Origin of the sequence: Legionella gresilensis, from assembly GCF_900639865.1 — a bacterium.
GTDB lineage: Bacteria > Pseudomonadota > Gammaproteobacteria > Legionellales > Legionellaceae > Legionella_C > Legionella_C gresilensis.
Window position 1 is genome coordinate 23834 of record NZ_CAAAHX010000006.1, and the last position, 22951, is coordinate 46784.

Here is a 22951-nt window from a genome sequence, read left to right on the forward strand (position 1 = left end):
AGAAGCCGATTAAACAAGCTGTCTATATTTGGCTATTTTCTATTTTAGAAAATGACAAACCTCATAAAATTTAATAGTCAAAATTGTTATCGGGCAATTTTTAAACGATATTATCCTCCATTATAGAAAACAATTGATTCAATATGATTAATTATAATACAATAAGCCTAAATTATTTTCTATTTGTTAGGCGGTTGTAATGAAAATTTTTATTCGCTCTCAGGTTATAAAAGAACTCGGTAGTGATTTTGCGAACTATAAAGAAACACTAGAGATGTTTAGGGAAGATCCATCACATAACTCGCTTAATTTAGAAAAATTACATATTAAAGGTGCTCAGCCTCTCTATAGTATCCGAGATAATCAAGAAAGAAGAATTATACTTTCTTTAATTAAAACAAAGTTAGGGGAACAGGTTTGGGTCGTGACAAAAATTCTTACCGGCCATGAGTATGAAGAACTTAAAAAGGGCGGTGGCGCAGTAGGTTTAAGTGCCGAAGAGAAAAAAGAGGTAGAGAAAGCCTGTGAGGTAGGTTCAGGTAAAGAAGAAAAATCAAAGTTGGAAATCAAAGTAACAACTCAAATAGAATACGTGAGTCAACAATACATCCTCTTCGATGATGAGCAGGAATCATTAAAGAAGGCTTCTTTACCCAGAGTTATCAAGGGTGCACCTGGTTCAGGTAAAACAAGTACGCTTTTAGCATTAATTAAACACAATATGGCCCATTGGGTAGAGCAAAAGCCAAGTGGCCAACTCCCCCGTATCTTAGTGTTGGCAAAATCACAATATCTAATAGAGCAAATGCGCAAGGAATGGCACGAGATGTGTCAAGCGGATGCCAGCATTAAGCCTGAATGGATTGACTGCGTTGAATTTCAAACACCAGAAACTATTTATAAAGCTAATCATCCCGGACAAGCAGTCACATTCCTAGGCGAAAAAGAATTTACTGAATGGTATTTGAAATATGCCAAACACTACAATAGCAATCTAAGAAAATCTCAGATGCCTCTACCAGCGGCTGGTGCCAATGCTTCACTTGTTTATCAAGAGCTGCATACCATGTCAGGTTATCCTAATCTTGCGAAATATAATAAAGGAGTGAATGATAATTTATCTTTATTTCCTGACCCCAAAGCTCGTGAGGCAATTTGGCAAGTTTATCAGACCTATCGCACACATATTGATAACCTAAATAAACTTAAGAATCAGCAGAAAGTAATTGACTTATCTTTTCAAAAAATTGAGCTTACAAAGCAGTATGATTTTATTGGGATAGATGAAGCGCAGGATTTATCCAGGCAGCAACTGCGATCATTAGTACAAATTGATGAAAGCAAGGCTAGAAAGAATTTGGTCCTTTGTGTAGGCGACCATCAACGATTATTCGGTAGCGAGTCAACCATTCCCTATTTGAAAACTCTTTTTTGGGAAGGGGGAGAAAAAAAAGAGGTTATTGAAAATCTAACGACTACTCTGCATGCATCTTACCGTTGCGCTGAGTCGATTGTACGTTTTGCTAATGCAAGCTTATACCTTAAATATCAGGCTATTGGTGGATCAGCAGTAACTGATAATAACGAGCTATCCTTCATCCAAAGTGTGAAACAACAAAAAGAAAGCAGTGTGGATGTGCGGTGGTTAGGTGGCAACGATCCTAAGAGCGAAGCAGAAGATAGTGAAAAGCTTGAGATAGTTGCAAAAAATAATCGCGCCAATGCTGATTTTGTTGTTATCACTAGTCCTAAATATTTTGATGACGCTGTCGAAAAATTTGGCAAGGAGCGAGTTTTTACTGCTAAGCAGATGAAAGGCTTACAAGCTAAAGAAGTATTATTATATCGCTTCTTCGAGCAAGATGGCTTTAGCGAGGCTAATAAGCCTATAAGCCAGGAAAAAGAAATTGATTTAGGACAAGTTTTAAAAGAAGGAAAAATACCCAAAGGGTGCGATACTGGCAGTATCTGTCACAATAACATTTTTAATGAACTTTTTGTGGCCATTACGCGCGCCCAAACCTCGCTTATTATTTATCAACCGCTTGATAGCAAGAAACACCGTGATATTGCAGCTATAGGTAACCCATTACAAAAGCTAGCTAATGAAAGCACTGCAGATTATACTCCAAGCCAAGAAGTCAAGGTCTCTTCAGAAGAAGACTGGCGTAAACGTGTTGAGGACTTAAAAGAAAGGGCGAAGTCTGATCCTGATCCTAAATTACGTGAGATGATTCTTGAGATTGAAACACGTTATTTAAAAACCCCATCTGAAATGAAACAAGAAGTAACAGAAAGCAAGACAGGAATTACTTCTTTTGAAGAATACCTAAGTCGGGTTAATCCTAAAGTAGCTGATTCTAAGACATCAACTGAAGAACCTACCAAAAAAACTTATAAAGGAAAAAAACAACAAACGCAGAAACCAGTTACACAGACAAGTGCTAAAAGCCAACCACCTAAACCACCAGTTAAAAAAGAAATTCAAGAAGATTTTTCTCAAGTAATGAAAAAAGAATTAGCTTCACTTGGTCTTGAAGAACAGCTCAATTTAATCTTGGAATATATCATTAAAGGACGAGTAGAGGCCATTGAGGAACTACTGAATTTTCCATTTCAGGAGCTTAAGGATTATCAGAGCTTAAGCAAAGAGGAGCAAATTGCACAAAATTTACCTGCTAAAGTATTAGTAAGATATTTCAATAGTAAAAACATTGATGGAAAGGCATTACCGGAGCCGTGTTTGCAGGCACTAGTAGCTTATACAAAACAAATAAGCTCTTGGCCCAAATTACAAGTAAATAAAGAGCGCCAAGATGTCTTTATGGCCATTCTTTATTATCGCTCCAATGAATGGAATTTGCCGCTAGCAGCTTCAACTAATATCATTAAAGCGTTTGCTGCAGATCAAGCTACGTTTAATTTTATGAAAGGCTATAGGCAAGTAAGGCGTAATGATTTTCATTCAGCTCTGGCGAGAGGTGACATTCAGGTTGTATCAAAATTACAACGCTTAAGTTTGATAAATACACAAGATGGCGAATTTGGAGACGGTGGGACTCCTTTACAAGTGGCAGCCTATAATGGCCGGGTTGCTTTAATCGAGTCACTATTAGCAGCAGGGGCAGATATTTCTTATGCTAATGAAAGGTTCGGAACTGCTCTTCATATGGCAGTTTTAGGTAATAAGCCAGATGCAATAGCTAAGTTAATAGAAAAAGGCGCTCAAGTTAATCAATGCATTGAAGGCGGTGAAACACCACTTAATTTTGCATTACTAAAGTATAATAAAGAAGCCGCTCTCGCATTAATTGAACATGGTGCTGATGTCAATCAAGTCAATAATGATGGCGAAACCATGCTTCATTATGCATTAAAAAAGGGTCAAATAGAAGTAGCCATCGCTTTAATTAAAAAAGGCGCTGATGTTAATACATTTAATGAAGAGGGTGATACCCCACTTCATATTGCAGCAAGAATAGGTAATATAGAAGTCATTAATGCACTATTAGAAAAAAATGCTGTAGTGAATCAACCTAATAATTATAATCGTAGAGATACCCCCTTACATGATGCAGTCAGAAAGAACCAGGTAGAAGCCATTAAAATATTGCTAAGTAAAGGTGCTACATTAAATGAGCTTGATTTCTTTAAGCAAACTCCCCTTTACATCGCCGTGGATAGAGGTTTCACAGATGCTGCTAACATTTTAATAGCTAGTGAAGGCATTAATGTTAATAAAATTTGTAGTGAGCTTAACGAGTCGCCCCTTTATGCAGCAGTTTACATGGTCAATGAAAAGCTTGTTACTGCTTTAATAGATGCAAAGGCTGATATCAATCAAGCTAATGATGTAGGGGAAACTCCTCTTATCGTAGCGGCTGCAACTGGTAATGTTGAAATAGTTTCCGCTTTAATTGCTATTGAAGAATGCAGTTTTAAGCCTTATAAAGCAAGCATTGAAAAAATAGAAGAGATGGTTAAAAATTATGGCGATAACAGTACAAAAGAAAGAGCTAAACGTTTTATAGAAAAAAGAGAAGCCGATAAAGACGGTGAACTTAGTATTTTACCACATGAAATTGCTGCTATTTTCGGCCATGAAGAAGTAAAAACGCTTATTTATAATAAAATGATTGAGCAGGAAATAAAAAATACCCATCAATATGCCTTTTTTAGTATTGGAGTAGAAGGTAGTGGTGACGAGCCGATGGAAAAGGGTAATGAGATGTCAAAGCGTTAATAGTCTAGATATAAATTTACTCTAGAAATTAATCTAAGCTTATCTGAACAGGAATCCCAAAAACTTGATATTCTTTTGGTAGCGGTTTTCGAGGTGCAATGATGGCAATTAATTTATTTTGCCGCGTTGCGAGAGGATTCGTTTCTGAGGAAGGAAGTTGCTGTGCATAGCGAGGATTATTAATAATAATGCCTGGTATTCGCTCACGGTTAGGCAGTTGAATAGTAACTTTACTTCCATAGGTTGCTACCGCACTATATTTAGGTTCTATATAGGCTTTAATTTTTAAATTATCATCTGTCACAATGGTTAATAGGTTTTTTCCTATAGGAACGTATTCACCAACATGCGTTTCTATGTTCATGACGGTTCCTGGTTGTGGCGCACGAATAGTAAAATTTTTAAGCTGAATTTTAAGTAATTTTATATCGCCTTCGATTTCTACTAAGCGGCGATTATAATTAACTTCTAATGAAGTATTCTGTTGTAGTGAGCTTTCTAACATTTTCTGTTTGATACTGGCATAATTTTGCTGAGCCGTCGTATAGTTTTTTCTTGCTTCCTCTAATTGCAGTGTAATTAAATTGCCATCTTTGAAATGCTCTTTAAATCTTTCATAAGTTTTTTTACTATCGACCATATCTTGTTCGGCTACCTTTAATGAATTAATTAACTCCGATTGATTAACTCTTTTTAAATTAACAATTAACTTACTAATTCTTTCCCTTTCATTAATTAAATAAGTTAATTTGTTATTTAATTTCGGTGAACTGATTTCTAATATTAAATTCCCAGGACGTACAGATTCACCAGCACTAACTGATATACTATGAATATACCCTTCATCAGGTGAACGAATTAATAAGGTGTCATAAATGACAGTGCCACTAAACCGAATAAAAAAATAGTCTTGTATTAACCTAACAGTTAAGTAGCCTAAAGGAAGACATAGAAGAAGAACCACCAAAAGCCACCGCAATCTGGCTAACTTACGAGCGCCAGGCGGTGGCGCAGGAATTAAGGGTTTTTTATTTTCTATCCTTAAAAGTATACCCATATTATATAATCTGTTTATTTATTTTGTTTTTTTAATTATATACCATGGTGCCATAGTTGAAGTCCGATGTGATTTAAATAACATTTCATTAATAATAAAGGAAGCAGAAACAAGTCTCATTATTTGTAGATAAATGGGCATAATTAATATCCAGCCTAACATCTTAGCATCGCTTTTCGGTCGCTCTGACACAAGAATTAAAAATAAAGCAAATAAAAAATAATCTGCTATGAGATAGTAGATATAGATTAATACATGTATGGCGATTAAAAAGCCAAGGTTATAGGTAATGAGTAGCCAAAGTGTGTATAACATAATAACGAAGGGTAATGTCAGCTGGAAATATAGGCTATACCAAATCATGAAAATATTTTTTGTGCGTCCTAAAAATTGAGAATTAAATTTTCGCCAGTGTCTACGTACATAGATGTAATACAAATCGCCATCCCAGCGCATGCGTTGTTTTAATAACTTGCGCATGGAAGTAGGTGCGGCTGTCCAAGCCACGGCATAGGGTTCATGCACAATTTTTAAGTTTGGATAACGTGCACTATACGCATGAATACGCAAGGTTAAATCTAAATCTTCTGCTGTACCATTTAACCAACCACCCATCACTTTTAAAAAACTTGTTCTAAAGACGCCAAATGCACTTGAAATGTTATTCACAGCATTGACTTCACTTAAACCAAAGCGCCCGAGTTGAATTCCAAGCATATATTCTATAGCTTGTAATCTGGTTAATATTGAATCTTTAAAATTTCGAACGCGAATTGCGCCAGAAACGGCTACAACATCGGGGTCAGCAAAATGGCGAGCTGCTTTACTAATAGTTTGATTATCAACAGATGTATCGGCATCTAGCATAATTAAGACCGTTCCCTTTGCAAGCCTTAATCCAAGGTTCATAGAATTAGCATGCCCACCACGAGTTAATTTTTTTACTAACCTAAATTCACGATTACGAATCCCTTGATAAGCCTTTACTAATTCTTCAGCAAAAAAAATACTAGCTCTATTCGTACCTGAACTATCGAAAATAATAATGCTTTCTATTTTGCCGGGATAATTTTGTTCTATTAACGATTTTATTGTTATGTTTAATTCTGCTTTACTTTCACTGTAGGCGGTGATAATGACGGTCACTAATGGATAACTATTTGAATAGGTAGATACGCTATATTTTTTTAACCAGCTTCTTATACTTGATAGAATAACAATAATGCTATAGGGGATCTCCATAAAAATAACATAGGGAAAGAAGAGAAGTGCAAAACTAAGATTTTGATTATTTTTAAAAATAGAAGTTAGATGATAAGCTATTTCATATAAAATATCACTGTTCATAGGTTGTCCACCCATGTAATTCGGCTAATAATGAGTTTTCATTTAAATTTAATTTAATGATCTCATTCGAGGAAATATAGCTTAAGCTAATATCGATTTTTGATTCCTGCAGGTGCCAGTTTTTTTCAGTGAAATTTCTTATTTTTTTTATAATATGCGAACTTGCATGCTCATCAGTCATCGGTAAAAAGAATATAAGCTGATTTTCCTCTTTGGTACAAAGATCAATGTCTCGAAATACGGTCCGCAATTGCTCAAAAAATTCACCTAAAAGCTTTTCCATTTTTAATAAACCAAGCTGTACCATTAAATCATCGGTATTTAGAATATTAATAGCGAGTAAACTAAAAGAAAGGTTATTAAATCGTTTAGCCATTTTTATATTCCATTTAACAATAGCCATAAAAGCATTGAATTCTAAAAATTTAAAAATTTGAGGCAATTCTTTAAATAAATTCTGTCTAACTCCAGTGATAATATTAATACCATAGCGATCAAGATTGTACTCATATAATTTTCTAGTTAGTAAATCTTGTGGCATAGATTGCTTTTTACAAACAAGGCAAGTTACATTAACTTCATATTCAAAAAAAGAATGCTTGCAATTTAAGCATAATTTGTCTTCCAAGGGTTTATCATAATCAATGCCAATGTGTCTTAATTTGGTATGACAGCGGCTACATCTTAATTGTTCGCGTAACATAAACTCAGAAATAGGGCCAATATGGCCACAAGTAAAGCAATGAATAAATTGTTGTTCTTGAATATCGACAGAATGGCAGTTTGGACAATTACTTGTAAAATTTAAAAGACCTGCATGGCAGCTCGGGCAAGCTTGTATTTCACTATGTGCGGCCCCTTGTTTTAAAAATCCGCTTGTGACTAGGTCTTGTAAATATTCCCACGTATCTTCCTTTTGCGGTTGCCCAAATAAATCAAGTACTGGATAAGTAAAAGCTTGTGTTACTTGATGATTTAACTGAGGTAATAAACGTAATTTAGGACGCGTGAATAAATAACTTAATATAAACCATTCATATTGGCCAATAAATTGATTATTTTCATTAAAATACAAACGTTGAATACGTTCATTAATATCATTTGCAATAAGAATGGAATTATTATCAAAAGGGCCATCAAAGAGTGGCATTAATTCTGGTGAGGTTATAAATTCGCCCAAATAAAAAAGAGGAGTTAGTTGATAGTAGCTTAGCTTGCGCAGAGCAATCAATTTATCTTGCCAATTCGATGTTAAATCAAGTATTACGGAAAAACAACCCCGAGTGGGCAGGGCTTGGACAGAGTATACAGTAGTGAGCTCTTTATTAGTATCTGTTACAGATTGAATAGGCGCTTTGTCACTTATAAGGTATGTTCTTTTAAAAGAAATTCCTTTAACAAACTTTTTACCCTCATTTGTAATTACGTAAGTAAAACATTTCTTCGTTAGTAATTCTGTTTGCGATAATTGTCTCTTGCAATCTAAACAGGTGATTGTTTTTTCTGCGAAAGAAGGCCTGTAAAAGGGAAGCTCATTTTTTAATTCAAATGATTCACTGGCTGCCGCTTGAGATTCAAATTTGGTTTGGCAGTAGGGACAATATTTGTTGTTATTTGGATCAAGAGACACTTTTAATATGCTGCTCTTACACACAGTACAACGGATAAGTTCCGCACCGGAAAGGGCTGGTGATTGGCAAGTTGGACATAATTGAACTTCGCCAATTATTAACTGAGGTTGTAACAAGCCATCATCAGCCATTGTTTCTAAAAAGGCCCAACTATCTTTTTCTTCATTATTGGGATTTAAAAAACGTACTAAAGGGTACTCAATGCCCGAGGGCACATGATAGTCAATAAAACCTGTTAATAAATAGTCTTTACGAGTGAATAAATAACTTAAAATTAATTGCTCTAAATAAGTTATAGCATGCGTATACTCGGCTGAAATTTGAGTAATAAGCTCATTTATTCGGTCGGCTATTTCAAGGGCTTTTTCATCTAATGGGCCGTCATACAAAGATGAAAGCCGTTCATCAATTTCGCCTATATAAAAGAGAGGAGTAAGTTGAGCATTTGGCATTTTTCTTAGCTGCTGAAGCAAAGTCCATGAGGTCGTTTGAGTAACTTTAAGAGCCAATAAGAAACATTCATTAGCAGAAAAATCATCTAATGTTTGAATATATTCCACTGAGTGGGACGGCGTAAAATCGGCGTCTAAAGAATAGTTCTCATCAGCCAAAATAATTATTTTTTTATTGCTCATTAAACTGTTCCTTCAGCTATACGAACATTGGAATTCTTAGGAAACTACTATTAATTCTCATCCAAAAAAGACTTTAGTAGTTTTAGAAGAATTCTATTCTTTCTTTATTTCATTATAAGCAATAATTTAAAAGCTCTCTAAAAATGAGCCTTTATTTCATACTATTTTTTAGATTGCAAAGGTTGGAAGTTGGTTTTAATAGATTGAATAATAACTTCAATATCATTATCTAATGGTAAAACATGAGCCGAATTAGGTAACCAGTGAGTTTTAATATGAGCTTGATTTGCAAAACGCTTAGCAACTTGCTGACTATTAACTACTTTATCGTGGGCTCCTAAAAATAAATCAGTAGGGCATTTGGGTATGATAAATTGAAACTCTTTAATAAGCGTTAATATAGTAAGGCTAGCTGCTAGAGGAATTTGGCGATAAGCAATTTCGCCGCCTTTAAACTCATCTAAATTAAAGCCCTTTTTAACAGTCATTTGCTGATAAATTTTTTCTTGCTCAGGAGATAGGTAAATATTTCCTGCCGCACTGCGAAGATTACGGAAGCCCATACCTTGCAAAAAATGAATTAACCACATTGTTTTCGTCATATTTAGGGTTAAATCTAAAGCTGGTGCAAGGAGATATAAGTGTCGCAAGTCGAATTTATTACTTAAATGGCAACCCAGAAGTCCGCCTAAGGATAATCCTAAAACATCAATATATTCATATGTCTCTACCAAAGAGGCGCAGGTTTGTTCAACAAACTGCAATAGTTCGCTGTCTTTTATCTGGCTAAATGCTTGAATACTCTCTACATGGCCTGGTAAAGCAGGGATAATTAAACTATCGTAATAATCCTTAATATGAGGTAATAAAAATCGGTAAACGCCAGGCGTAGAGGAAAATCCATGCAGAAGTAAGAGTACACTGCGATTTTTCCGATTGTTTAATTCTATGGGTGCTATAATGTCCAAATCTTCATTACTGATTGTATATAGCTGCGTACCCATATAAATACAGCGCAAGTCTGCATGCTTCATTAAGCCACCTTAATTGCTAAAAAAGTGTAAAAATTAAACCAAAATGGTTTATAATTAACTTAGTTGCAGTAAAATTTAATTTAATTACACTAGTAATACAATTTAATTATTTAGTGATGTTAATAATTGAGTCAAGCATAATACAATTAATTAAGCTTGCAATTTGATTGCTTTAAAGTTAATCGAGGTATTTATTATGGCTTCAGCTCCATCTCCGGCAGATACTATGGGTATCATGAGTCCTTTAAGTGCTGATTCAATACAGGCAAATGCGCAAGAGTTAATAGATTTAGCATTCCCAGAGGCTGCTAATGATGATTCAGAAGAAAAAAAATCTGATAAAAAACAGTCTAATTCTAAGTCTCAAAGTAATTCAAAGGATAGCTCAGATAATCCTTTAGATACATACCAACAAAGTTTTTCTGAGCAAAGTGGTGGCGGGGCAGACGCAGCTGCAGGAGTCGACGCCTCTGAAGTAGCCGAAGTAGCAATGTTACTTTGATAAAGCCTTTTTTTAGAAGCCCTAACATCGTTAGGGCTCTTTTCTTGTTGTGTCAAGTTTCTATTAGCTTATGGGGTAAACTTTCCAAACGCCCCGCTTGTGTCACAACCACATAATTTAATTTACGTTGTAGTTCTGAAATGGAATCTGCCCCTGCATAAGTTAAACCAGAACGTAGACCTCCAATAATATCCGCAATTATAGCTTCTTGATTGTTACGATAAGGTACTTCAGCGGCGACCCCTTCTGCTGTCTTCCATTCATGCATCTGGCCTAAAAATTCTTCTTGGGCTTCCCGAGATGCCATGCCTCGGTAACGTTTAACTTTTGTTCCATTTTCTTTAGTAATAATGTCGCCTGGTGTTGGTTCAGTGCCTGCCAGCATGCCACCAATCATGACAAAATCAGCACCAAATGCTAACGCTTTAACAATATCTCCGGATGTACGAATACCACCATCGGCAACAATTGAGCGGTCGGTACGCGCGCAATCTTGTATACAAGTTAACATGGGAATACCAAAGCCGGTTTTAATTCGAGTGCTACATACGGAGCCGCCGCCAATACCTGCTTTAATGATATCAGCACCGCAAGAAGCTAGATAATCAGCTCCGGCATAGGTTGCAACATTACCTGCCATAATACACCGAGAGCCTAATACTTGCCTTAGGCTTTTTAGAGTTTTACCTACATATTTAGCATGGGCATGAGCGACATCAACACAAAAGTAATCAGCACCTGCATCCCTTAATGCCTCAGCACGTTGTAGTTCTGCTTCGCTACAACCGACAGAAACAAAAACAGAACCCGTGCATCGCTTAAATTCGGCAATGTTATCTTCAATACTTAAAAAGCGGTGTAGGGCACCAATACCGCCTTTACTGTGCATAAAATTAGCCATCTTACTTTCAGTAATAGTATCCATATTGGAGCTAATGACCGGCAGTTGTAAGCTAAGCTTACTCAAGCGGTCAGTCATACTAATATCAACGACTCGCCTTGATTCATGATGATTATAAGAAGGGACTAATAATACATCATCAAAGGTGATGGCATGATTGTTCATCGGTTATCCTCTTTTAAAAGACGTACTATAAATGCTCAGCTGCATAATAAGCAAGTCTTGATCGTTCGCCGCGCAGCAGCGTCATATGCGCGCTATGCTCCCAATGCTTAAATCGATCAACAGCAAACGTAAGTCCTGAAGTAGTTTCAGTTAAATAAGGCGTATCAATTTGCTTAATGTCACCTAAGCAAACAACTTTGGTACCCGGGCCCGCACGGGTTACCAAGGTTTTAATTTGTTTAGGTGTTAGGTTTTGGGCTTCATCAATGATAATAAATCGATTTAAAAAAGTTCGGCCCCGCATATAATTTAAAGAGCGAATTTTAATTTTATTTTGTAAGAGATCTTGGGTTGCATTACGCCCAAAGCTACCCCCTTCCTGCGAACTATGCAGTACTTCTAAATTATCCATTAAAGCGCCCATCCAAGGCGTCATTTTTTCTTCCTCAGTGCCAGGTAAAAAGCCAATATCTTCGCCAACTGGAATAGTTACACGAGTCATAATAATTTCGGTATAACGATTTTGATCTAGGACTTGGGTTAAACCAGCCGCAATCGTAAGTAAGGTTTTTCCAGTACCAGCTGAGCCTTGCAAGGTGACAAAATCGATATCAGGATCTAGTAATAAATTTAAAGAAAAATTCTGTTCTCTATTACGCGCGTTAATACCCCAAACTGTATGCTTTGGTTGCGTATAATCACGAGCAACTTGAATAATTGCATGCTCTGCTTCAATTTTTTTTACAATCGCTTGAAATTGATTATCTTCAGTACTTAAGCAGTCATTAGCATTCCAATGGTGAGTAATAGGCCCACTAATTTTATAAAAACTTTTGCCATTTTCTTGCCAAGCATTCATATCTTTAACATGCGTATCCCAGAAATTATTCTCCAAGAAATGTAAGCCACTATGTAAGAGACTAACATCATCAAGCACCTGATCATTGTAATAATCTTCCGCTTTGATGCCTAAAATACCTGCTTTAATTCGTAGATTAATATCTTTAGAAATAATAATAATTTGCCGCTCAGGATATTTTTTTTGTAAGCCAAGTGCCGTAGCTAATAACGTATTATCAGGTTTATGGCCGGGCAACGTACTTGATCCTATTTGCTCAAAATCATCTGTTTGGAAAAACAATCGCCCGGTCGTTTTATTACTGTCATGATGTAGGAAGCTAGGAATAGGCAGACCTTCAACGATTTGCTTGTGAGTTGCACCACTCATCAATTCAACCAACATTCGGTTTGTTTGTCGAACGTTACGGGCTACATCAGAAAGTCCCGTTTTATGGCTGTCTAATTCTTCTAAAACAACCATGGGCAAATAGATATCATGCTCATCAAAACGATAAATTGCTGTTGGGTCACTCATCATTATGTTTGTATCGAGCACAAAAAGCTTGTTTTTATATCCTTTGTTATCCATAACCCACTCCATCAGCCAAAGTATTCATTGTGATAACCTGACTAGCCGCCGTCAAGGTCTCTTTATAGTATTGTTAGCTCTTAATTTTTTAATGTGAATCAATGCTTATAACGTTAGATTCTTTCTGTAACTGTTTTAACATAGCTAATACTTCATCAACATGATCAGGTACGCTAACTTTACGCCATTCATAAGTTAAAATACCTTGAGGGTTAATAAGAAAAGTACTACGCTCTATCCCCCTTACTTGTCTGCCATACATATTTTTCATTTTAATAACGTCAAACAATTCACATAATGTCTCATCACTATCACTAATAAGCTCAAAGGGAAATGATTGGTTTAATTTAAATTTTTCATGCGATTTAATACTGTCACGAGACACACCAAATACTAAAGCATTTAATGCTTGAAAAGTTATATAGGAATCACGAAAATTTTGTCCTTCGGTTGTACAACCTGGTGTTGCATCTTTCGGATAAAAATAAAGTATTACCCATTTACCTTGGTAGTCAGCTAAATTGGCGCTAATACCATTTGTTGCTGTAAATTGAAAATCGGGTACCTTCTCACCAATTTTCATGATCTCTCCTAATTTTAAATACACTTTTTATTTTATATTTATAAATTCAATTCAACAAACAAATTTAGTGAGTGATCAATTTTTACTATTAGATGGCTGTATTTGGCACATCTTACACTCGAACCCAATTCTGCACCAAGATAATCATGATCTATATATCAGATTTATAGGTAGTGTATTTAATTAATAAGCCATAAATAGGGATGTGTTATAAATATTTTGTTTAATGATTTTTCATTTAGAATATTATTTTATAGCTTCACCAATTTTCCTAGCCGATGTTATACTCTCACTTTTAGTATTTTAGTGTTAGGCGATTAATGAGTAGTAAAGATCACGATGCCTCTATAGCCCTAAATAAGAAAGCTCGTTTTGATTATTTTATTGAAGATGAGTATGAAGCAGGTTTAGTACTTGAAGGCTGGGAGGTAAAAAGTTTACGGGCTGGTCGGATAAATTTATCTGATGCTCATGTTATTGTTAAGAATAATGAAGCATTTTTATTAGGCGCTCAAATTCAGCCATTACCTACTGCTGCAAAGCATTTATATCCTGATCCTATCAGGACACGTAAACTTTTATTAAATAAGCAAGAATTAAATAAATTAATTGGTAGCGTGGAAAGGCAAGGTTATACCTTAATTCCTTTATCGTTATATTGGCGCAAAAATCGTGTAAAGATGAAATTAGCTTTAGCAAGAGGTAAAAAAACGCATGATAAACGTGATACCATCAAAGAGCGAGATTGGCAGCGTGATCGATCAAGATTATTAAAAAAAAATAATTATTAATTGAAAAGGGAACTTAGTTCTTGAAATTAAGTAAATAAAACATTGACTAAGTTATTACAAATTCTAATTATAATAGACAAAATTAAAGGGCTACAGGATAATCAGATTGACAATAAATAGACATCAGTCTTTAATCTAAAAGTATCTCTATTTTCAAACTAATGACATTTATATAAAATTTGGCATACTAAAATGCTTAAATTTTAAGCAATAACAAGATATAAAAGGAATTTTTTAACCTAAGGAGGGGACTATGTCATATTGCACAAAGTTGTGCAGGATTTTATTTATACTAGCATTCTTTTTACCTATTATGGTAAGAGCAGAAGTGCCTGTTAAATCCATGGTAATTTTTGGCGATAGTCTTTCCGATACGGGTAATACTACGCATCTTTTAAAAAGTTTACGGCAAGAAGAAAGTCCCGCTTACCTTGTTTATCCTGTAAAAGTATTTGTTATTAACAAAATGACTGAATTTGCGGAAGACTATTATATTCCTCAAATTCTTCTCGATACAGGTATAGATATAGTAACTGACTTTTTTGATACAGGGGTTGGGCCTATGCTTGCCTCCCTTATTTCTAAGGTTAAAAAAGCGCCAATTTTACCTGGTGAACCTTACTGGCAAGATCATTTTTCGAATGGTCGGGTATGGGCTGAATATTTGGCACCAATGCTTTATGTAGATAGAGAAGATAAACGCTATTTTGTTAATAATGCATTTGGAGGTAGTTGGACTGTTACCTATGATCATCAATTAACAGTATGGAATTTAATACGCCATCCATTATTAACAGTAAAAAACTTAATTGTTGGTAAGTTAATTCCTCCTAGCTTAGGGTTAAATGTCCAAGCTCAGTTATTAATTAATGAGAATTTAAGTGATGAACCAGTTTATTTTCTCTTCATTGGTGGTAATGATTATCTAAACACGTTTAGATTCGAAGATAATTACGAACCCACTAAATTAAGCGCTTATATAGATAATGTCATTACAGGCTTAGACTATTCATTGCAAAAGTTAGTTAAAGCTGGTGCTAAACGTTTTGTTATTTTAGGCGTGCCATCAGTAGGTGTTGCACCTAAATATAACAATACAGCGGATAGTGAATTGTTAAATTTTGTGAGTCAGACTCATAATGAACGTTTGGCGCACAAAGTGACTGAATGGCAACAAACTTTTCCAGATGCTGATTTTCTCTTTATCGATATTCAGCCTATTTTATTTAAAGCAATCGAAAATCCTGAACTTTTTGGGTTTAAAAATGTAACTGAAGCATGCATAGATATTAAATTCCCTATGTATAAAGTGTTAAACGATTCACCATTTAAGGGTAACTTCGTGCTTGAATATGCTGAAGCGCTACAATATCAAGATAAAAGTTTTGCTCCCCATGAGAAAAATTATCACGTTTGTAGTAATCCTGATGATTATCTCTTTTGGGATGAGATTCACCCAACTACTAAGGCGCATTTATTCTTAGCCGATGAAATTTGTTTATTAATGAAAGCGCATGGCTATAAAGCGAATTGTGCGCAGCTTATAAAAAGCTAATCTTTAAATAAAGCTATTCGTTATGGCATACTGCACGGTTTCTAATTTAAGCAGTATGCCAATACTTGAGATTAAATTAAGGAGTGATGCGATATGTGTGGAATTATAGGCGCAATATCCCAACGCGATATTAGCCAGATTTTATTAGCAGGGCTTAGGCGTCTTGAGTATCGCGGTTATGATTCTGCAGGTATCGCAGTTATCGATAATACAGGTCATCTGAAACGGGTCCGTATTCAGGGTAAAGTACAAGCTTTGGCTGATGCTCTGCAAGAAACAGCTATTAGCGGCAATATCGGTATTGCTCATACACGCTGGGCAACTCATGGAAAACCTTGTGAGGAAAATGCTCATCCTCATCTTTCTAATGGGCAAATAGCGGTTGTTCATAATGGCATTATTGAAAATCATGATGTCTTACGTGCGCAATTAGAAAAGGCTGGCTATGAATTTTCTTCGGAGACAGATACTGAGGTAGCAGCTCATTTAGTTCATTACCATTACCAACAATATGAAAATTTATTACGTGCTGTACAAGAATCCGCAAAATTAATGCATGGCGCATTTGCTTTAGGTGTTATTCATGAGCAATGTCCACATGAATTGGTAGCTATTAGAAAAGGCAGTCCACTTGTACTTGGAACAGGTATTAACGAACAGTTCATAGCTTCTGATGCTCTAGCTTTAGGCTCATTCGCTGAGAAAGTGACTTACCTTGAAGAAGGGGATAGTGCACATTTACATAATGGTAAAATTGATATTTATGATAACAATGGTCAGTTGGTAAATCGCCAGGCGCATGCATTTGATGGTGATAGTCAAATTATAAATAAAGGCAACTATCGTCATTTTATGTTGAAAGAAATCTATGAGCAAAGCAAAGTTTTAGCAGATACTCTAGAAGGCCGCATTGCCTCCCAGCAAGTTGTAAGAGCAAGCTTTGGCGTGGAGGCTGCCAAGTTATTTAAAGATATTAAACAAATTCATATTATAGCTTGTGGGACGAGTTATCATGCTGGGCTTATTGCTCGCTATTGGTTGGAATCTTTAGCCGGTATTTCTGCCCAGGTGGAAATAGCAAGTGAATATCGCTATCGAGATGTGGTAGTTAATAGAGGCACACTTTTTATTGCTGTTTCTCAATCTGGTGAAACTGCTGATACATTGGCAGCCCTACACAAAGCTAAGTCTTTAAATTATTTAGCCACTTTAGCTATTTGCAATGTTTCAACAAGCACTTTGGTTCGTGAAGCAGATTGTGCTTTTTTAACTCGGGCAGGTATTGAAATTGGGGTAGCTTCAACCAAAGCATTTACTACTCAATTAGCTGCTTTTTTAATGTTAGCTACAGCATTATGTAATGATGAACGTGCTACGGAAGTACTAAGTCAACTTAAAGAGTTACCAGCTTGTTGTGAGCGCGTTTTACAAATGGATAAACGTATTGAATCTTTATCACAATTGTTTATAACTAAATCACACGCACTTTTCTTAGGTCGAGGTGTCCAATATCCTGTCGCTTTAGAAGGAGCATTAAAACTTAAGGAAATTTCTTATATCCATGCTGAAGCTTATCCAGCAGGAGAATTAAAGCATGGACCTCTTGCTCTCGTTGATAATGCAATGCCAGTTATTGCCATAGCGCCTAATGATGAGTTATTAGATAAGTTAAAATCGAATTTACATGAAGTTAGTGCTCGTGGCGGTCAATTAATTGTTTTTGTTGATGATTCACAAGCGTGGCAGCCTAATGGTGCACAATTAATTCCGGTTCCTACGTGCGGGCATTGGATCGCACCAATAATTTACACTATTCCATTACAATTACTTGCTTATCATGTGGCAGTAGCGAAAGGTACAGATGTTGATCAGCCACGTAATTTAGCAAAATCAGTTACTGTTGAGTAATTTTTTATATCTGTTGGGCTGCGCTATGTTTAGCCCAACCTACCTTTTACTAAATTAAGCTCTGCGAGGTTTGCAAGATAGGCTTCTTGATTTCACAAACGAAGTGCAGCCAAAAAGTTAGCAATATTCTAAATGCCTTATGACTGAAACTGTTTAAGCAGTAGATAGTTTAAAATTTAGAGTTCTGTTATTGAGTTTTCCTTGGCGCACTTAGATTGTGGCTCCCAAAGAGCTACAGTAGCACCTGTAGGATCCGTAATTATTGCAAAGTGCCCATAATTTCTTATAACTGTCATAGGTGTTTTAATAGATGCCCCCAGTTTTTGCGCTTGGTCTAAAATAGAATCAAGATCATTAACAGAGAGGTAGCTTAGCCACTGCGCAGGGGCCTTACTTGCCTTATCGGAAGGTATTTGCTTGATACCACCAAATTCCTTATCGTTTTTAATAATCATAGTATAGGTTGAACCATTAATATTATGTTCTATAAATTGCCAGCCCAATAATTTAGTATAAAAATCCTTAGCCTGGTTTACGTGCGGCGTTATTAATTCATGCCAACAGAATGGATGAGAGCTTAAGATGGACATATATATTCTCATAATCTGGATTAGGCAATTATATAGAGATTAATTCATCTAATATACGCAAACTATTTAAAGCATTTAAAAATGCTGTTGCTAAAGTTCGCAAAACAAATAGTAATGAGTGTATAATAGCAAGGTTTTAATTAATGTTTTGCGAGGATGTGAATGGCTCAAGAAATGCTATCGGCTGCAGAGATTATAGCGCAGGAACTCAAAGTTCAGATCGCACAAGTAGAGGCGGCTATTCGTTTACTTGATGAAGGTGCGACAGTGCCCTTTATTGCACGTTACCGAAAAGAAGTGACAAACGGGCTTAACGATACTCAATTAAGAAAATTAGCTGAACGCCTACACTATATTCGTGAATTAGATGAACGTCGTAATGTTATTTTACAATCAATTCGTGAGCAAGATAAATTAACACCTGAGCTTGAGCAGTTAATTTTAGCGGCAGCAACCAAAACGCGCCTCGAAGACCTTTATTTACCTTATCGGCCAAAACGTCGTACTAAAGCACAAATGGCTAAAGAAGCCGGCTTAGAACCTCTAGCAGATAATTTGCTGCAAGATCCTACACAAGAGCCCTTACAAACAGCAAAGCAATACATTAATACTGAGCTTGGTATTCTTACGAGTGAAGACGCTTTAGAAGGCGCTCGCCAGATTTTGATGGAACGGTTTGCAGAAGAGCCTGAGCTTATAACAGAGTTACGTGAATACTTGTGGAATCATATTACCCTTAAGTCTACTGCTGTAGGGAATGAGAAAAAAGTTAATAATGCAACTAAGTTTAGTGATTATTTTGATTACGCTGAACCTATTAAAAAAATTCCTTCCCACCGTGCTTTAGCTTTATTTCGGGGGCGCCGTGAAGGTATCTTACAATTTAAATTAGAGCTTCCTAATAATCAGGAATATGGTCAACAGCGTATTGCTACCTTTTTTAATATTACAAATCAAGGCAAAGTGGCAGATAACTGGTTATTAGAAACAGTAGAAATGACTTGGAAAATCAAACTATTTACTAAGCTAGAACTCGAATTACTTGCTCGTTTACGTGAGCTTGCTGATGAAGAGGCTATTCAAGTATTTGCTCGTAATCTACGTAATTTATTATTAGCAGCGCCTGCCGGTTCGCAAGCAACAATCGGGCTAGATCCAGGTATCCGAACAGGTATTAAAGTTGTAGTAATCGATGTAACTGGAAAAGTTTTAGACTATACAACTGTATTCCCTCTTGCACCTCATAATGAGTGGCATCAAGCCATTGGCGAATTAGCTAAACTCGCGGCTAAACATCATATTAATTTAATCAGTATTGGCAATGGGACCGGCTCAAGAGAAACCGAGCGCTTAGTCAATGATATGATTAAAATGTACCCAGATCTTAAATTAACCAAAATTATGGTTAGCGAAGCAGGCGCTTCTGTTTACTCTGCTTCAGAGTTAGCTGCCGCAGAATTCCCGGATTTAGATGTAAGTATAAGAGGCGCTGTTTCGATTGCACGACGTCTCCAAGATCCATTGGCTGAGTTAGTAAAGATTGAGCCAAAAGCAATTGGAGTGGGGCAATATCAACATGATGTCAATCAAAACCGCCTAGCTCGTAGTTTAGATGGTGTTGTAGAGGATTGTGTAAATTTAGTTGGTGTGGATGTAAATACCGCTTCAGTAGCCTTATTAACGCGTGTTTCTGGGCTTAATGAATCCTTAGCTAAAAATTTAGTCCAGTATCGGGATGAAAATGGCAAGTTTCTTAATCGAGAGCAATTAAAAAAAATACCTCGTATGGGTGATAAAACCTTTCAACAATGTGCTGGTTTTCTACGTATTATCGATGGTGAAAACCCCTTAGATGCTTCAGCGGTACACCCTGAGGCCTATCCTCTAGTAGAGAAAATATTAACCACACAACGCATTTCCCTCAATGAAGTGATTGGTAATTATAATCTTTTGCAAAGCGTTAATGCTAAAGATTATGTGGATGAACATTTTGGCTTGCCGACAATAAAAGATGTTTTAAAGGAACTTGAAAAGCCCGGCCGCGATCCAAGGCCTAAATTTAAAACGGCTAGTTTTAAAGAGGGTATAGAAGACATTAATCATCTTAAAGAAGGCATGATCCTTGAGGGTGTAGTTAGTAATGTTACTAATTTTGGTGCCTTTGTTGATATTGGAGTACATCAAGACGGGCTTGTACACATATCGGCAATGAATAATAAATTTGTTAATAATCCACATGCTGTTGTTAAGGCAGGTGATATAATTAAAGTGAAGGTTATTGAAATAGATAAAGAAAGGCGGCGAATTGGTTTAAGTATGAAACTTGAGGAAGATAAAGCTTCAGTGCATGCTAAAAAAATGACAAAACCTGAGAAGGATAAAGGCGAAAAAACTTTACCTATAAAGAAACCGCTAGCTAAGAAAGCGGATCAACATAAGAAAGGGGTTGTTTCGACTAATAAAAAAGGAATATTTAATACAGCTATGGCAGACGCTTTAGCTAAGTTAAAACGCGGTTCATGATGACTCAAGTTCCTAAAGGTGAAGTTACTATCCAGACTCTTGCAATGCCAGCTGATACCAATGCAAATGGTGATATTTTTGGTGGTTGGCTAGTTTCCCAAATGGATTTAGCCGCAGGTGTTTTGGCTAAGAAGCTATCGCAGGGGCGAGCGGCAACGGTAGCAATTAATTCCATGACTTTCCTTAAACCTGTGCGTGTAGGTGATATAGTTAGTTGTTATGTTGAGCTAGTTAAGCTAGGAAAGACTTCTATGACAATAGATGTTGAAGTATGGGCTGAACCTGCTGCAGGTTTTGGTAAGTTTCGCGTTACAGAAGGTACATTTGTTTTTGTCGCAATTGATGACTATGGCAAACCTAGAGAGGTACCTAAACATACATGAGCACTCATTTTGAAAGCTTAAAGAATTGGATTGCTGAGATGGCCAATCTGATTGAAGATAACTCTGATCCAGAGCCTCAGAATTTTACTCCTTTTCTTTATGAACCTGTTTTAGCTCTACAGCTTATTGATTTAATAGCTTCCTTAAAGGAAGAAAATAGTGCTGAGGAAAATCCTTATTATTCTGCTTGTATCTTTGCTATTGATATTTGTGTTGCTCAATTACAATCAGCTCAAGAAACAGGAAATAAGTTAGCAATGAAAACATTAAATCAACTAATGGATCATATGGCTGACGCAATTTTAACGAGTAAACATTCTCTTGGATTTTGGTTGCCTATTTTAAATGCTTTTTATGATGTGCACATAGAGCTCTCTCCCAAATTACGTGAGGCTTATCTAACTTTGGCTGAGGGCGATGATGAAAATAGTGATGCCAGTGATGAAGTAAATCATCTAGATGCTATTAAAGATATGATAGAGGAACTGTCTAATTTTTCTGCTTTTGATATTGCCGAAAATTTCTTTGCACAGAGCCATGCTATGCCTGCTGATTTTTTTGTTGATTTAGTCATCGATCTCTATAGTATTGAAGAAGGTCATGAAATTGCTCTTCTTACTTTATTACATCCCAAACCTGCTGTAAGAGAAATAGTAATTGCCACATTTGAGCACTTAATGTCCAGGATCGTTTTAAGTTCAGTCTCATTATCTCGCTTACAAGCAATTAAAAATTGGTACTCAACCCTTTATCATGAGCAATTTAACCGCTGGATTAAGGAACAACGGAAGCAAGGTGTGTTTTTTAATACTAATAAAGGCGTTCCTATCGTTAAAATAAAAGCTAGTGAGGTTGATGGTAGTGGTGCCCAAGGTCTATTTATTCATATTAAAGAAGGCAAAAAAAATCGACTTTGTGGCTTATTGCTCAAGCATGGTTTAGGTATTAAAGATGCTTGGTTAACACCACCTATTAAAGTACAAGACATTAAAAAATATTATGATGAAACATTTGATGACAATATTACTTTAAGGGAAGTAGATCTGACTTATTTGCAAACAATAACAGAGCATTTCCTAGGCATTACGATTGAGCAAGGTGGTATGCCTGATCTGCATTTATTAGAAATTCAAGAACTTTTAAATATAAACTTTTATCCTCGCATAGTGGATGTAACAGGATTAATAGAGGAATTAAGTGTCCAAATCTCTCCTTTTACACCCGATAAAATGCAAATGTCATTTAAACGTTCAAAAAATTGGCTTGTTACCAAGCCCTTTACAGAATCTTGGTATATTGAAAATGCTAACGTTGATAAGTTAGTTAATCGTTGTAGTAGTTTTGTAGATGGTGTAAAACTTTGTGTGATTGAAGATGCTATTAAAGCTGTTATAGAGCAGGAAATGGAGTTAAATCGGGAGAAATGGCTTTTTCATTTTTTATGGATTACCATGTGGCTTAAAGCTAAAGCCCGTAAAAATGAAAAGACCTGGCAAGATAGTTTTTTTATTGCATACGCCATTTATAAAAATATGCCTCTATCTTCTATTCCTTTAATACATGAAATTAGTCGACAAACAGTTATTAATAGTATTGAAACGATGCATGATCGTCGCACTTATTTAAATCCTGAGTAAATTTTCTTAAAAAATGATGAGCATTACCTGTGGATAA

At 36.0% G+C, this 22951-nt stretch carries 16 protein-coding genes; 8 read left to right on the top strand and 8 right to left on the bottom strand.

Translation table 11 applies throughout. The annotated features are described in order from the left end of the window. Window positions 1-199 precede the first annotated feature (199 nt). On the top strand, window positions 200-4243 hold the full coding sequence (locus E1P04_RS08660) for an ankyrin repeat domain-containing protein (RefSeq protein ID WP_131782524.1): 4044 nt from the start codon (window positions 200-202) through the stop codon (window positions 4241-4243). A gap of 28 nt (window positions 4244-4271) precedes the next feature. Here the strand turns inward: E1P04_RS08660 and E1P04_RS08665 are convergent, their stop codons facing one another. The 4 genes from E1P04_RS08665 to E1P04_RS08680 form a co-directional block, all read right to left on the bottom strand. Then, a complete protein-coding gene (locus E1P04_RS08665) occupies window positions 4272-5300 on the bottom strand; it encodes an HlyD family secretion protein (RefSeq protein WP_131782525.1) in 1029 nt (342 codons plus the stop codon). An 18-nt stretch (window positions 5301-5318) separates the two neighbouring features. Continuing rightward, window positions 5319-6647 carry a glycosyltransferase family 2 protein gene (locus tag E1P04_RS08670; protein WP_131782526.1) on the bottom strand — a complete coding sequence of 443 codons (1329 nt, stop codon included), beginning with the start codon at window positions 6645-6647 and terminating at the stop codon, window positions 5319-5321. Beyond that, entirely contained in the window at window positions 6637-8913 is a 2277-nt protein-coding gene (locus tag E1P04_RS08675) for a TackOD1 domain-containing metal-binding protein (protein WP_131782527.1), read from the bottom strand. Before E1P04_RS08675 ends, E1P04_RS08670 begins: the two co-directional genes overlap by 11 nt. 161 nt (window positions 8914-9074) lie before the next feature. Then, a complete protein-coding gene (locus tag E1P04_RS08680) occupies window positions 9075-9947 on the bottom strand; it encodes an alpha/beta hydrolase (protein WP_131782528.1) in 873 nt (290 codons plus the stop codon). A 196-nt stretch (window positions 9948-10143) separates the two neighbouring features. On the opposite strand from E1P04_RS08680, the gene E1P04_RS08685 reads away from it, so the two are divergent. Further along, on the top strand, window positions 10144-10449 hold the full coding sequence (locus E1P04_RS08685; protein WP_131782529.1) for a hypothetical protein: 306 nt from the start codon (window positions 10144-10146) through the stop codon (window positions 10447-10449). 52 nt (window positions 10450-10501) lie between these two features. On the opposite strand, the gene E1P04_RS08690 is transcribed toward E1P04_RS08685, so the two are convergent. The 3 genes from E1P04_RS08690 to E1P04_RS08700 form a co-directional block, all read right to left on the bottom strand. Further along, window positions 10502-11515 carry a guanosine monophosphate reductase gene (locus tag E1P04_RS08690; protein ID WP_131782530.1) on the bottom strand — a complete coding sequence of 338 codons (1014 nt, stop codon included), beginning with the start codon at window positions 11513-11515 and terminating at the stop codon, window positions 10502-10504. A gap of 25 nt (window positions 11516-11540) precedes the next feature. Then, window positions 11541-12944 (bottom strand): PhoH family protein, encoded by a 1404-nt coding sequence (locus E1P04_RS08695; protein WP_131782531.1) that lies wholly within the window; start codon window positions 12942-12944, stop codon window positions 11541-11543. Window positions 12945-13032: 88 nt separating this feature from the next. Beyond that, window positions 13033-13527 (bottom strand): peroxiredoxin, encoded by a 495-nt coding sequence (locus E1P04_RS08700; RefSeq protein WP_131782532.1) that lies wholly within the window; start codon window positions 13525-13527, stop codon window positions 13033-13035. 320 nt (window positions 13528-13847) lie between these two features. Between E1P04_RS08700 and smpB the strand changes: the two genes are divergently transcribed. From smpB to glmS, 3 genes are all read left to right on the top strand, one after another. Next, complete coding sequence (smpB, locus tag E1P04_RS08705; RefSeq protein ID WP_131782533.1) at window positions 13848-14318, top strand: SsrA-binding protein SmpB; 471 nt, start codon at window positions 13848-13850, stop codon at window positions 14316-14318. Window positions 14319-14571: 253 nt separating this feature from the next. Beyond that, window positions 14572-15873, top strand: a complete 1302-nt coding sequence (gene plaC / locus E1P04_RS08710; protein ID WP_131782534.1) for a lysophospholipase/glycerophospholipid:cholesterol acyltransferase PlaC — start codon at window positions 14572-14574, stop codon at window positions 15871-15873. A gap of 93 nt (window positions 15874-15966) precedes the next feature. After that, a complete protein-coding gene (glmS, locus tag E1P04_RS08715) occupies window positions 15967-17781 on the top strand; it encodes a glutamine--fructose-6-phosphate transaminase (isomerizing) (protein WP_131782535.1) in 1815 nt (604 codons plus the stop codon). A gap of 176 nt (window positions 17782-17957) precedes the next feature. On the opposite strand, the gene E1P04_RS08720 is transcribed toward glmS, so the two are convergent. After that, complete coding sequence (locus E1P04_RS08720; RefSeq protein ID WP_131782536.1) at window positions 17958-18371, bottom strand: VOC family protein; 414 nt, start codon at window positions 18369-18371, stop codon at window positions 17958-17960. Window positions 18372-18533: 162 nt separating this feature from the next. Between E1P04_RS08720 and E1P04_RS08725 the strand changes: the two genes are divergently transcribed. The 3 genes from E1P04_RS08725 to E1P04_RS08735 are packed head-to-tail and all read left to right on the top strand — an operon-like array spanning window position 18534 to window position 22914. Beyond that, window positions 18534-20894, top strand: coding sequence for a Tex family protein (locus E1P04_RS08725; protein ID WP_131782537.1), 2361 nt, complete (start codon window positions 18534-18536; stop codon window positions 20892-20894). Next, window positions 20894-21277: a hotdog domain-containing protein gene (locus E1P04_RS08730; protein ID WP_131782753.1), complete on the top strand. Its 384-nt coding sequence runs from the start codon at window positions 20894-20896 to the stop codon at window positions 21275-21277. Before E1P04_RS08725 ends, E1P04_RS08730 begins: the two co-directional genes overlap by 1 nt. Continuing rightward, entirely contained in the window at window positions 21274-22914 is a 1641-nt protein-coding gene (locus tag E1P04_RS08735) for a hypothetical protein (protein ID WP_131782538.1), read from the top strand. Before E1P04_RS08730 ends, E1P04_RS08735 begins: the two co-directional genes overlap by 4 nt. The last annotated feature ends 37 nt before the right edge of the window (window positions 22915-22951 follow it).